Annotated in this window: 13 protein-coding genes and 3 pseudogenes; 9 read left to right on the top strand and 7 right to left on the bottom strand. The window is 38.9% G+C overall.

Translation table 11 applies throughout. The features are described 5' to 3' along the window. Positions 1 to 42 precede the first annotated feature (42 nt). From RIL182_RS12655 to RIL182_RS22060, 3 genes and pseudogenes are all read left to right on the top strand, one after another. Entirely contained in the window at positions 43 to 1,749 is a 1,707-nt protein-coding gene (locus tag RIL182_RS12655) for a methyl-accepting chemotaxis protein (protein ID WP_242655664.1), read from the top strand. Positions 1,750 to 1,786: 37 nt separating this feature from the next. Beyond that, positions 1,787 to 2,092 carry a hypothetical protein gene (locus tag RIL182_RS12650; protein WP_015568725.1) on the top strand — a complete coding sequence of 102 codons (306 nt, stop codon included), beginning with the start codon at positions 1,787 to 1,789 and terminating at the stop codon, positions 2,090 to 2,092. An 88-nt stretch (positions 2,093 to 2,180) separates the two neighbouring features. Further along, positions 2,181 to 2,557, top strand: a pseudogene (locus RIL182_RS22060) (DUF6483 family protein). A 105-nt stretch (positions 2,558 to 2,662) separates the two neighbouring features. Here the strand turns inward: RIL182_RS22060 and RIL182_RS12635 are convergent. The 6 genes from RIL182_RS12635 to RIL182_RS12610 form a co-directional block, all read right to left on the bottom strand. Further along, positions 2,663 to 2,947, bottom strand: coding sequence for a hypothetical protein (locus RIL182_RS12635; protein ID WP_243128686.1), 285 nt, complete (start codon positions 2,945 to 2,947; stop codon positions 2,663 to 2,665). Between the two features lie 47 nt (positions 2,948 to 2,994). After that, entirely contained in the window at positions 2,995 to 3,519 is a 525-nt protein-coding gene (locus RIL182_RS12630) for a hypothetical protein (RefSeq protein ID WP_005602883.1), read from the bottom strand. A gap of 283 nt (positions 3,520 to 3,802) precedes the next feature. Beyond that, entirely contained in the window at positions 3,803 to 4,234 is a 432-nt protein-coding gene (locus RIL182_RS12625; RefSeq protein WP_005602881.1) for a hypothetical protein, read from the bottom strand. 137 nt (positions 4,235 to 4,371) lie between these two features. Then, on the bottom strand, positions 4,372 to 4,983 hold the full coding sequence (locus RIL182_RS12620; RefSeq protein WP_005602880.1) for a GNAT family N-acetyltransferase: 612 nt from the start codon (positions 4,981 to 4,983) through the stop codon (positions 4,372 to 4,374). Between the two features lie 48 nt (positions 4,984 to 5,031). After that, a complete protein-coding gene (locus tag RIL182_RS12615; protein WP_015561001.1) occupies positions 5,032 to 5,964 on the bottom strand; it encodes a DUF4367 domain-containing protein in 933 nt (310 codons plus the stop codon). Between the two features lie 4 nt (positions 5,965 to 5,968). Further along, positions 5,969 to 6,478 carry an RNA polymerase sigma factor gene (locus RIL182_RS12610; protein WP_243128684.1) on the bottom strand — a complete coding sequence of 170 codons (510 nt, stop codon included), beginning with the start codon at positions 6,476 to 6,478 and terminating at the stop codon, positions 5,969 to 5,971. 465 nt (positions 6,479 to 6,943) lie between these two features. On the opposite strand from RIL182_RS12610, the gene RIL182_RS12605 reads away from it, so the two are divergent. Beyond that, positions 6,944 to 8,053 (top strand): hypothetical protein, encoded by a 1,110-nt coding sequence (locus tag RIL182_RS12605; RefSeq protein ID WP_005602877.1) that lies wholly within the window; start codon positions 6,944 to 6,946, stop codon positions 8,051 to 8,053. A gap of 15 nt (positions 8,054 to 8,068) precedes the next feature. Then, positions 8,069 to 8,494: an LptM family lipoprotein gene (locus RIL182_RS12600; RefSeq protein WP_005602876.1), complete on the top strand. Its 426-nt coding sequence runs from the start codon at positions 8,069 to 8,071 to the stop codon at positions 8,492 to 8,494. Between the two features lie 82 nt (positions 8,495 to 8,576). Here RIL182_RS12600 and RIL182_RS12595 read toward each other — a convergent pair whose 3' ends face one another. Beyond that, entirely contained in the window at positions 8,577 to 8,825 is a 249-nt protein-coding gene (locus tag RIL182_RS12595) for a transposon-transfer assisting family protein (RefSeq protein WP_005602875.1), read from the bottom strand. Positions 8,826 to 9,188: 363 nt separating this feature from the next. On the opposite strand from RIL182_RS12595, the pseudogene RIL182_RS22180 reads away from it, so the two are divergent. From RIL182_RS22180 to RIL182_RS12575, 4 genes and pseudogenes are all read left to right on the top strand, one after another. Then, a pseudogene (locus RIL182_RS22180) lies at positions 9,189 to 9,263 on the top strand (MmcQ/YjbR family DNA-binding protein); the annotation flags it as partial. 19 nt (positions 9,264 to 9,282) lie between these two features. Continuing rightward, positions 9,283 to 10,170 (top strand): annotated as a pseudogene (locus RIL182_RS12585) (MFS transporter); the annotation flags it as partial. A gap of 66 nt (positions 10,171 to 10,236) precedes the next feature. Beyond that, positions 10,237 to 12,138 (top strand): glycoside hydrolase family 2 TIM barrel-domain containing protein, encoded by a 1,902-nt coding sequence (locus RIL182_RS12580; protein ID WP_006859544.1) that lies wholly within the window; start codon positions 10,237 to 10,239, stop codon positions 12,136 to 12,138. Then, the gene (locus RIL182_RS12575; RefSeq protein ID WP_005602861.1) at positions 12,122 to 13,075 is read left to right on the top strand and encodes a beta-galactosidase small subunit; all 954 of its coding nucleotides are present in this window, start codon (positions 12,122 to 12,124) and stop codon (positions 13,073 to 13,075) included. The genes RIL182_RS12580 and RIL182_RS12575 overlap by 17 nt, the downstream gene beginning before the upstream one ends. The last annotated feature ends 12 nt before the right edge of the window (positions 13,076 to 13,087 follow it).

Below are 13,087 nucleotides of genomic sequence, written 5' to 3'. Positions count from 1 at the left end.
CAACAAAGAACCATTTTATCCATTAGGAAGGAGACAAGACAAATGTTTAAGAAACTTAACAAAATGAAGATTGGTGCACGACTGAAAAAATCTTTCAGACAGATTATTCTCATTTTTGGAATATTATCAGCACTGGTTGTAGTGATTATGCTTTATACGATAAACAACTATGGAACGATACTGGATAATTATGCGTATCCACAGGGAGACATTGCTATGGCAATGAATGAATCAGCGGAAGTAAGGGCTGCCTCAAGAGGTATTGTAGGTTATGATTCAGATAGTCTCATTGAAAGTATGAAAGAACAGCATGAACAGGCTGTTAAATCGTTTGAGGAATATTTGGAAAAAATACGCCCAACAATGATAACAAAAGAGGGAACTGCCTGCATGGACGCTATTGATAAAGCATGGGCAGAGTATAAGGAAGTGGATGCAAAAGTAATTGAGGTCGGTGCAACGACTGATACTGCGAAATCATTACAGGCTCAGCGGATGATGACCGATGAAGCAGCACCAAAGTATCAGGCGTTGGATGATGCTTTACAGAAACTTATGGCTTTGAATATTTCACTTGGAAACGCTAAACGTGCACAGTTGAGAACGGTTATGATAGCTGCATTGACAATTATAATAATTGTAATTGCAGTATCAACGATTTATTCAAACAGTCTTTCCGTTGCAATATCAAAGAGCATTGAAAAACCATTAAATGAATTAAAGGACAGATTTATTACATTTGCAGAGGGTGACATAGATTCTCCACTTCCAACGGTTGAGTCTGAGGATGAAATTAAGGAACTTGTATCTGGTGTATCTGCAATGTCAGACAGAATTAGAGTTATAATTAAAGATTCTGGCAGAATGTTAAATGAAATGTCAGAAGGTAATTTTGCGATTGATACAGAGTGTGAGGAAGTATATACAGGAGCATTTACCGATTTGCTGACAGGCATAAGAAAAATGAATGAGGAGATTGATACAACTGTAAGAGGGGTAGATGATGCATCGGGGCAGGTTCTTACAGGTTCCACAAACCTTGCAGAAGCGGCACAGTCTTTAGCAGAAGGCGCAACGGATCAGGCGGCATCGGTTGAGGAAATGCAGGCAACTATCAATGAACTTACAAGCGGAATAAAAACAACAGCAGAAGAATTAGGAACAGCTTACGATGAAGCCTATAAGTATGCGGAGATTGCAGAAGGCAGTCGTGGAGATATGGAAGTATTAGTGCAGGCTATGTCACGCATAAATGAAACCTCTGAGAAGATAGGAGCAATTATCACACAGATTGAAGATATTGCAAGCCAGACAAATCTTCTTTCATTAAATGCTTCGATTGAGGCAGCAAGAGCTGGAGAAGCCGGAAAAGGTTTTGCTGTTGTTGCGGATCAGATCAGAAACCTTGCAGAACAGAGTGCAAAATCAGCGGTGGATTCAAAAGCACTTATTGAAGCGGCTATTCATGAGGTTGGAGATGGAAATATGTATGCAGAGAAAGCCTCAACTTCATTGAGAGAAGTTGTGGATGGCATACAGGCGATTGCAGACAGTGCGAAAAAGATAAAAGAAATTTCCATTGAACAGGCAGACAGTATGGAACAGGTAGAGGCAACCGCAGAAAGAATTGCTGAAGTTGTTCAGAATAATTCGGCTGCGGCACAGGAAACATCAGCGACGAGTGAAGAACTTACAGCTCAGGCTACAACACTTAGCGGTATGGTTTCGGTATTTAAATTAAGACAATAAGAATTCCCGAAACAAATAATTGATGGAGGAATATATTATGATAGGTTTTAGTATAATGATGTGGTTTAGTTCTGCTCTTCTCATATTTTTTAGTATTTCTCTGTTAAAAGGAAATTACTCTTCTGTTCATGGTAAAGTATTTGAAACCACAAATGACAAAAATGGATATGCGAAAGCATTAGGAAAGCCTGTTTTGTTGATAGGAATTTGTGTTTTGTTATCTGGAGTAATTGCAGTTGTATTACCGAAAGATTATGCCATTTCTATTGCGGTTGTGTTTATATTATTTATAGCTGTTGTCGCTGGGATATGGTTGTATAAGATTCAAAAGAGATTTTCGTAAATTTCAGTTTTATAAGTCGACTTATATTTACAATACAGTTAGTTTATATGTCCCAAACAATTAGAATGGCATTTAAGGAGATGGAAAAATGAATTTTACCGATGAGAAAGATTACATCATGCGAATGATAAAAGAAATGGTTAGAGTATTATTTTCATTAGCCTTTGGGAAAGAGTATGTTTCTGTTGAACTTGAAAAAGAAAACAAGTATGAAGTATCGGGAAAAAATTTCTTGATATGATTGATTTAGGAAAAATTAACGAAGCAGAGAACATACTTTTAGATAGCATTGACTATACAAACAATAACGAGGTAATAGAGGTGGCTCTTTTTTATCAGTACCTTAGTGAAAAAGATAATAAGTTTTTGGAAAACAACAATTATACAAAAGAAGAAGTGCTTTCTGGTTTCAAACAATTACTTATGAAGTCGGGATATAGCGATTTGCTTTATTTGCTCAAATGATGAGTAATATTATAAAAATTCACCTTTTTAAAAACGCCCGTATCGGCATTACTGCTGATACGGGCGTAGCCTTTTTCTGCCAGAGGGAAGATTACAAATTTGAGGTCAGATACTATCCTCTCTGAGAATCAGATTGTTCTCGACAGTAATGCTGAAATCGGAGAATAATGATGAGCCTTTGAGAATTGCAAAGGAGCAAGTATCTACGTTTGCACACATTGGTAAATGATTTATTTTTATATCCAATTTTGTACCACGAGAATTAAGCAAACCTTTACACAGGTTTTGCTCTAATTCATTTTTGGGTACACGAAAAGAAATCATCACTTTTCCGGTGTCTAACAGACAGATTTGTGCTTTAAATTCAATTCCTTTGTATTCAAACTCCACATCTGTAAAATGAGGTGGCTTTTCCTCGATAATAAGTACAGACATAATCAATAAGTCAGAGAAGATGATACATCAGGTGCGGTAAAAGAAACTCCTTTAGCATCAATCATAAAACCGCTGAGTGTTGCCGTATTGGTTCCACGCTTTGTTGTTACTCCCATGATGTTGCCAGAAGCACTTCCGTCAAACTCAATATCTCCAAGCAAGTAAAATCCTCCACGATTCGTGGTAACATCTCCTGCAAAAGTCATAAGTCCTTTGGTATAAGAAGTAATGCCCCAATAAATTTGTGAACGGTTAACCCAATAAATGGCTGCTGTTCCTGCATCACCGTATGCTGTTGAATAAGGAATGACTTCCGTTTCTGGATCATAAACAATAGTTTCGCCATCCTCATTGATGTAAAAGTGAACAATAGAAATCTCGGAGTTTGGATCAGGCGCAGGTGCATCATCAGGCAGCCAAGATGGTAATGTTTGCGACGGTGCTCCTTTTGTATCTGCGGCAAAGGCGGTAACACTCATGGAGAGTAGCATAACAACGGATAACAGGACACATAATGCTTTTTTCATAGATTAACTCCTTTCGTTTGGTATCAATGCCCATTGAGAGCATGGAAAATTAGTAGATAAAACCATCGGCAGCGCATAACCTAAACATCGACTATATAAGCTATGCGCTTGTCCTGCTGATTTTAAGTCGCAGCCTCCATAGTGGGCAAGAGAAATAAGCAGACCCACACAAATGCTCCCATAAAGTATTTACCGTTGCCATCGCTTATTTCACCTCCTGTTTTGTGGATTTACTTGTATAACGGACAGACACAGAAAAAGGGACAATCTTTTTCTAAATTTTTTAGACGGTGCGTTCGGTAGAAGTTGCATCAATCTTGTCTACCCCAGTTGTGACAACTACTCTGGTGCGGTATGTAATACCCATTGTGCCGGTGTAAGTTTTGGTAATGCTAACCGATCCAGTTCCATCAATCGACCATGAGGTGACGGGTGTCCAACCATTCCCAACTTTCTTTTCCAGATAGAGGGTACCTACGGATGATGTCGTCGATTTTTTTGGTGAAATGTATACCGACACAGAAATCTGCTTGCCAGAGATTGAGATAGACGGGACAACAACATTGGTGCTTTCCCATCGGGGAGTAATGGTTTGTATCGAACCTGTTTGCGACATACTCTCAGGCGCATTTGATGCCGCCGATGCGGGTACGGCATGAGCGGTCATCAGTAGAGCGGTAGTTAGTGCCAATGTGACAATTTCTTTTTTCTTCATAAATAAAATCCTCCTTGTGCATTATTGGTATCACCCATATAACGCACAAGGAGGAAAAAAGGGACAATGCTTTCGTGTTCCCATAAAACAGTATTTGCAAATGCTCCCGCAATGGGGAAGATTGGGCGCGACTTCGGTCACGCCTTTTCTTTTGCTTCCAAATCATCCAGAGGGATATATACTCCTCTGTTAATTGTCCAATAATCCTTATAAGCGTAACCGTCCATTGTCCCAACCAACAGCTTCGTTGACTTCTTAAATCCTACTCTTTTCATTGCTTCAATTCTTTCAACTGCATAAACAGGAACTTTTGTAATTATTTCCTCGCACTCAAACAAATCAAATGTAGGTGGTACAATAAGATTCATAATTGTAAAAATTTCTTCTGAAGTTTCATATTCACTTTTCAAATCAAGTCTAAGAACACCCACATGATTAAAGTTGTCGTTTGCACTACGATGAAACACTTCAATCGTGCCGATAGCTTCATGCTTTTCTTTGTCAATAATTGTCCACCTGACAAACCATTTGGATGAATAGGAACTAAGCCAAAACTTAATAGCTTGTCTCATTCGATCTTCATTTGGATAATAGAAATTATCTCCATGACAATTATCGCTGTTGAAAAACGGTAGTGCATTTTTATCACTATACACGCTTACAAGATCCTCGGCATCATCAAGTTGCGAAAACCTCAGTAGAAATTTATCATTTTCAAAAGCTGGACAGTTTTCATATACGTCTGACATTTTATTATACCTCCTGAAATTTTGATTTGTTCAGCTAAGATGAGTATATCATTCTGTTGTTATACCAGCGGCAATTTTTATCAGTTCGTCCATATCAATAGAGCCATATATAGAAAAGAAATCGCCATCCCGCTCATAGCAAATATAATTCAAATCATCTTTCTTGAAGTAGTAGCCAATCACACCATCCTTGTCAAACGATTCAATTTCTGTATTTTCTGCGTCGGCGTAAATCCTTGTATCTGATTTACTAAGAAGAATATTAAAATAACTCGATTCGTTGATGGCATATTCATAGGCAAGCATTTCCGGCTGTTCAACCGTATTCTTCAATTCCGCCCCGTCGGGAAGATAGGTAGGCTTATAGCTCTGCAAATCGGGCTTTGTGTTTTCCCCGTCGCTTTGCAGTTCAAAGATACTGTATTTTTCAAATGTCTCGACTATCCACGCAATCACTTTTTCCCTGATCTTTGCATTAGTTACCATAGCCGTTGAGAACAACAGGGTTATGGTAATTGCTGCGACTGCAACAGCTTTGCCGAACCGTCTGAACACAATATGCGTTCGGCTCTTTCCGGTACTACTTACAGCAGCATCCTCTTTTAGCTCCGTGCGTAAATAGTCTTTCATAGCAATTTTACAGGCGCGATTGAGAGAAGCATCCGAAATCACTTGCTCCGAGCTAAGCCCCATGCTTGTAGAAAGTAGTTCACGGTAAAAGCGGAAGCGACCCTTTGCATTTTTCATTTGGAAAAACTTTTCAGTTTCTTGGGGAGATAGCCGGAAGCAGTATCTACTAAATAATAGAACAATTCCCTGATGCGGCAAGTGCAGAATCTTTTCGCTTAATTCTCGGATCTTTGCTTTCGGTAAATCTACACAGGAGTAGGCGTCATTATCGGCGGCAGAGCGAACTTCTATATCCTTTTCAAAGCTGGCATTTGCTGCTTCATGCAGCATGGTTTGCCAATTCATATCCATATCGTCACCTTTCCTCATACAGTTTTTGGAGCTTCTTGACGAGCCGCTGCCCACGTTTTTTTGCGGCATCCTCCGAAATGTTCAGCAATTCACCAATCTCTCTATATCCCATTTCCAGCGTATAGCGAAGATAGATAAAATGCCGATCATCGGGATTAAGCTGATCTATTACCTCAGTCAGCCTATGTACATCTGCATTGTGAATACATTCATCTTCAATATCGTCCGTGTCCTCGTCCGAAATATTGTCCCAGTAATCAATGTGAACACTCTGTTGTAATTGACGTAGTACGTCAATAGAAGCATTTTTCACTATGGTAACGCAGAAAGCGGTCATTTGGGGACAGGGTAAATCAGAAATTTTTTCGATGTTGTCCATGATTTTTATAAATGCAGTGGACACGACATCCTCTGCGGCTTCCTCTGACTTCACAATATTAAACGAAATGCGCTGGAAGTGGATATGATGCTCATGGAATATCCGCTCTACCAGCGCACGTTGTTCATCATTCAAAACACTAAATAGGAGTATCATCATATAAGTTTCCTCATGGATAGCCCTGCAGCCATCCATTCTAAGTGAGCAAGTAAATTTATTCTTGCACATTATGGGTATTCGTTACAGCGTCTGCTTGTTTCAAATTATACCACAAGAATGTTGCGCAGGAAAGTGGCAACCCATTAACAAGGTATGAATCAAAAATAATCAAAAATAATTTCAAAAAAGTTTGTCCCTTTTTTTGATCTTGACCGTTATATGAGTAAAAGGACACGACAGGAGGTGAAATAAGCGATGACACAGGTTACTACTCTGCATAGGATTATGCGCGGGGCTGCTTATTTCTCCTGCCCACTATGGAGGCTGCGACTTAAAATCAGCAGGATAGGAGCATAGTTTATACATGAAATATTGCTATGCGCATATTTAGGAAAGACAAAGCAGGATGTTTTCAGATAATTAAGTGAAAGGAGACTTATAATGAAAAAGATATTAAGTGTTTTGCTTGCTTCTTTATTATTGCTTTCGACAAGTGCCACCGCTTTTGCTATGGAAACTGAGACTAATGCAGATAATTGGTTGGTCAGTGCGAATCAGCATCAAATCATTCATAACGCTAAGATTGCTGCAGAAACAGGTCAAAATGTTACTCTGACAACAAAGATTCTGTCGGATCTAAGTGATAATCATTTTGAACTTGTCGAAGTGGGTGATACAGGATATATGATTTTCGACCCACAATCAGGCAAGTATTTGGAAGAAGCATTAGATTCGCCTTCTCCATATTTGGGACTTTCAGAAAACTTATACTACTTTGGACCCCTTAACTATTATCAACTGTCGGGTGATAAATTTGTTCACACAGTAATTCATAACGAATACGATATGTCTTTTGCTGAATGCCGTTCTTTACAATCTGCATTTGATACGGCATTACAAAACTCTCGTACACAGAAAGATACAGAAGTATTAGCCCTTATGCAAACGAATCTAAATTCGAGGGCAAGTGTTAATAGACTGCAATCTCATTTTTCAGCACGTGCAACAAATAAGTATATTCCAAACTACAAATATATCAAAAATGCAATTTATCCTGCAAACGAGAATAACACCTGTGGATATACAGCAGCGTGTTTGATTTTGAATTACTGGCATAAAGTTAAGGGAAATGTCATTGACAGTTCATTCCTTGATTCTAATGGTAATTTAAAAACTACTGGAAACACTTTGCAAGACAAGTTACTCTCTTATGGAAAATCGAATTCCTCTTGGGGATTAACTATTCGAGATGTCTTAATCGACTATTGCAATGAGTATGGAGTTGCGGCAACTTCAACATACTATGTAACAAATTTCGATATTTTTGCAGAAGTTGGTCGAAACCGTCCAGTAATTGTATTCGGATATTTTCCTGATTCTCCTGGGCAAGTTCAAAGTCGTGGAAAAGTATTTCATGCAGTTACCGCTTATGGAACATCAACAAGCGGGCTTGTTACTAAACTAATTGTCCATTACGGATGGTCTGGTTACAGTCACGTCACATTAGACGGTGGTTTAGTCGGTTCAAGTACACAGTTTGTATTAAATTAAAAAAGGAAGTTAAGTATGAAGAAAGTCTTTACATTTTTTCTCGCAATGGCAATTATATTTGGAATTTCTGGTTGTGGAAAGAAAGAATATATTGTTTTTCCTTTTTCTGCATCAGATGTTGTGAAAATTGAAACGTACTATTCTAACTCAGAGGCAGACACCAAGGAAAAAACGCTAACAGAAGAAGCGGATATTGACTACCTATATACGTTTTTTTCTGAGCTGCCTGTGAAAGATGCAAATTCAGATTCTACTAACGACGGTAGTACAATAAAATTCGTGTTTGATCTTTCAGATGGGACGAATTACGAACTTGTTTACATTGGTATTGCAACAAAAAAGGGATACCTACAATCTGAAACTTCTGATTTTTATTATTTTACATCTTCTGACATCATTGGTGTTTGGGCAAACTTATCTAAGATGCGGCTTGACTTTTAACAATCCCTACGATTGGAAACAGCTTAGCACAAAAAACGCGGGGCGCAGCAGTCATCATCGGCTGCCGCGCCCGCGTCATCTTTTACTCTGCGTCTGAAAGCGTCATGGTGAACTGCGCTTCCTCAAATGCTGCGTCGGTTATGTTTTGCAGTTTATGGATCGTCTGCTCTGCCAGCGGACGCATAGCTGCGTCCATATCCGGCAGTGCGTCGGAAATCGCCGCAATCGTTCTGCGGCAGTCGTGCTTGTGGTAAATGCAGATGGTTGATTGAATACGTTCTTTTACTTCTGATGCGGAAACACCTTGTTGATGTGCAATCGCTTTAAACACCTGTTTTGTATCACGTTTTTTGATACCAAATATCTAACCACAATCTTTTTGACTAAATTATTTCCATTTGGTAATACCCCAAAAACGTGAACAGAAAAAGACGCTAATGTATATACTATTCTAATTACTAACTAGGATGGGATTGATGATGCCCATATATATTATGTGAATAGGAAAGAGTATGTTGATTGGGCAGTTAAGGTGCTTACAGTCGTTCGAAGCGTATGGAGCACGTTTTCAGGTGAAGGAGCGAGCGAATGGAGAGAATCGGTTCACAAAGAATTTATAAAAACAGGAATAACTCCTAAAGATTATTTGGATTTTGTATGTAGTATTTTGCACATAAGCAGAAAAGTAAAAATAATTCTTCTGGATGGGACAGTCCAAGAGGCAAAGATATTAGATTTTCTTGATATGAGTTATGATTTGACGGATGGGCGAATCGAGGAAAGTATTGAATCTGGTCATCCAGTCTGTTACTGTTGGTGCAGTAGAAATGTTTGGTGGCGGTGCAGCCGCATGGAGAACTATCGCATTTATTTACTGTATTATAGGTATTATTACCAATACACTTGCTGTATTTTCGGTAAAAGAGCTGTCAGATGAAGAATTAAAAGATGACAGTGTGGCAGGAGAGGAAGATGACAAACTTTCTTTTAAGCAGACAATAAAACTTCTCTTTAGTAATAAATATTTTTCAATGATTTGTGTGATCTATATTCTTCAGCAGCTTCGTGCTTCTATGGTGAATGTAGGAATCTTTTTTATGACATATGTATTGCTGAATAAGAATTTGTTCGGTGTATTTTCATGGGCGAATAATATTCCTTTGATCATTGCACTTGCCGTTACACCTGCACTGGTTTCAAAAATGAAAGGAATGTATAAGTTAAACAAGTATAGTTATATGCTTGCTACAGTATGCCGTTTGATGGTTGCAGTGGCAGGTTATCTGGGAAGTGTTCCGCTGATGCTGTTATTTACAGTTCTTACATCCCTCGGAGAAGGACCGTGGCAGGGAGACATGAGTGCAGTAATTGCACAGTGTTCAGAACATACTTATTTAAAGAGTGGAAAGCGGATTGACGGTTCCATGTTCTCCTGTACTTCATTAGGTGTAAAGCTCGGTGGAGGTATTGGTGTTGCACTTTCAGGCTGGCTGCTTGACATAAGTGGATATATTAACCTTGATAATGCGGTTCAGCCGGATAGCTGTATCAATATGATGTATTTTATGTATCTGTGGCTTCCGTTTATATTTGACATTATTATTACAGTCATTCTTTCATTCCTTAATGTAGAGAGTGCAAATATGAAATTAAAAGAAAATATGCAGAATCAGTAATGAAAATAGCCCCTGGAGTTTGACTTTAGGGGCTATATAGAAAATAAGAAAAAAAGGAGAATTATTATGAACGCTGATATGAAATGGTTAGACAATCCGGAAGTGTTCCGTGTAAACCAGTTGGACGCACACAGCGACCATTGTTACTATATGGATTATGCAGATATGGAAAAATCAGAAAATCCTTTGATGCAGTCATTAAATGGACAATGGGAGTTTGCTTTTAGCAAAAATGTAATGGACAGACCGGAAAATTTCTATGAGGAAAATTTTGATGCATCTTCATTTGATAAGATTATGGTTCCGGGGCATATCGAACTGGCAGGCTATGACAAAATACGCTATATCAATACGATGTATCCGTGGGAGGGAAAAGAATATCACAGGGGTGCGTATAGTATGGAGAGTACCGGGGACGAGGCAGGAATGTTTTCCGAGGCAGAGTATAATCCTGTCGGATCTTATATCAAACGATTTGATTTGAGTGAGCAAATGCGTGAAAAGAAAATCCGTATCTGTTTTGAAGGTGTGGAAGAAGCGATGTATCTGTGGCTGAATGGTCAGTTTGTAGGATATGCGGAGGATAGTTTTACACCGTCAGAATTTGATCTGACACCATTTATCAGAGAAAAAGGAAATGTGCTGGCAGTTCAGGTTCACAAAATGAGTACGGCAGCATTTTTGGAGGATCAGGACTTTTTCCGATTTTTTGGAATTTTTAGAAATGTAACTTTAAAAGCAGTGCCAGAGGTGCATTTGGAAGATGTATGGTTTCAGCCAACACTAAACAAGGACAATATAAGCGGCAGGGTATCGGTAAAGATGAAAGTATCTGCTCCAGAAGGAAAGAAAGTATCTGCCCATTTGGTTTTAAAAGACAGAGAGAATAATCAGGTGGCAGAGGACAATATCACCTTAGAGGAAAAAGCTGGAAGTCTTGTAGGAGTGATAGATACTGAGGTTGGAAGTGTTAAGGCATGGGATAATTACTGCCCATATCTGTATCACGCATATGTAGAGCTTAGAGGCGAAGATGGAGAAATATTAGAGATAATTCCATATGACATAGGTTTCAGAAGACTGGAAATGATTGACAAGGTAATCTATTTAAATGGTAAACGTCTTGTCATTACCGGAGTAAACCGTCATGAGTGGAGTGCAAAGACAGGAAGAAGCATCAGTATGGATGAAATGACAGCAGACATTGATTGTATGATTAGAAATAATATCAATGCAGTACGCACATGCCATTATCCGGATCAGATACCGTGGTATTACCTGTGTGATAAAGCTGGTATTTATGTAATGGCAGAAACGAATATGGAAAGTCATGGAACATTCCAGAAACTTGGTGCGATTGAACCATCGTGCAGCGTACCTTGTTCTATTCCGCAATGGCGGGAGGCTGTTGTTGACAGGGCTAGGAGTAATTTTGAAACTTTTAAAAACCATACAGCAATTCTTTTCTGGTCTTTAGGAAATGAATCTTATGCGGGTGATGACATAGAAGCAATGAATACTTACTTCAAGGAAAAGCAGGATGGCAGATTTGTTCATTATGAAAGCTCTTTCTATGACCGTAATTATGAGGAAACCATATCAGATGTAGAGAGCAGGATGTATGCAAAGCCTTATGAAGTGGAGGAATATTTAAATAATAATCCAAAGAAACCGTATCTTTTGTGTGAGTATATGCATGATATGGGTAATTCGATGGGAGGACTTGGTACTTATATGAAGTTAATAGATAAGTATGAGATGTACCACGGTGGATTTATCTGGGATTTCATTGATCAGGCACTTCTCGTGAAAGATGAAGTGACAGGAAAAGAAGTTTTGCGTTATGGCGGGGACTTTGATGATAAGCCTTCTGATTATGAGTTTTCAGGAAATGGAATTGTATTTGCAGACCGTAAGGAAAAACCAGCTATGCAGGAAGTGAGGTATTACTATGGCTTATACAGATAAGAATAAATTGAGAGTTGTATATGGAGATTATACACTTGGTGTACATGGAGATGGGTTTGACTATATATTCTCTTATTCACAGGGCGGTTTGGAGTCTATAGTAAAAAACGGTTATGAATGGCTGTATCGTTGTCCAAAGCCTACTTTTTGGAGAGCATTAACAGATAATGACAGAGGCAGCAGGTTTCACATTAAAAGTGGAAGCTGGCTCGCATCGGATATGTTCATTGACTGTAAAAAAACTGAAGTTATTATGGATGGTGAATTGCAAAAGCAGTATGCTCCGGACAATAACAGCTATGGCGGTGATGTGGCTGCCGGGGAAATAATTGTGAAATATACTTATGAGACTGTCAGCAATCCAGTAACAACAGTCATTGTATCTTATACCATTGATGTAACTGGAAATATCAAGGTGGATGTGGATTACACAGGAGTAAAGGGACTGCCGGAACTTCCGGTATTCGGAATGAGGTTTATTATGCCGACACTTGCAGATAAATATATGTACAAGGGATTATCGGGGGAAACCTATCCGGACAGAAAGGCAGGGGCAGAAAAAGGAATTTATGAGGTATCAGATTTGAGCCTGACACCATATCTGGTTCCACAGGAATGTGGTATGAGAATGGATACAGAGTGGCTGGAGATTACAAGACATACAAGTCTTGATAATAGCAGAACGGATAGTTCACCACAGACATTAAGAATAGAAGAAAACGACAAGGCATTTGCTTTTTCGTGCCTGCCTTATACAGCATCAGAGATTGAAAACGCAACACACCATGAGGAACTGCCACCAGCAAGAAGAACAGTCCTTTGTGTCTATGGTGCAGTAAGAGGAGTCGGTGGAATTGATAGCTGGGGAAGTGATGTGGAAGATGATTATCGGATTAGTGCAGAAAAAGACATTCACTATTCCTTCATTATCCGCTAAGTTTGTTTGAGG

This window comes from Roseburia intestinalis L1-82, assembly GCF_900537995.1.
GTDB lineage: Bacteria > Bacillota > Clostridia > Lachnospirales > Lachnospiraceae > Roseburia > Roseburia intestinalis.
Note: the sequence above shows the minus strand (reverse complement) of the source record. Positions and strands in the feature narration are given on the sequence as shown.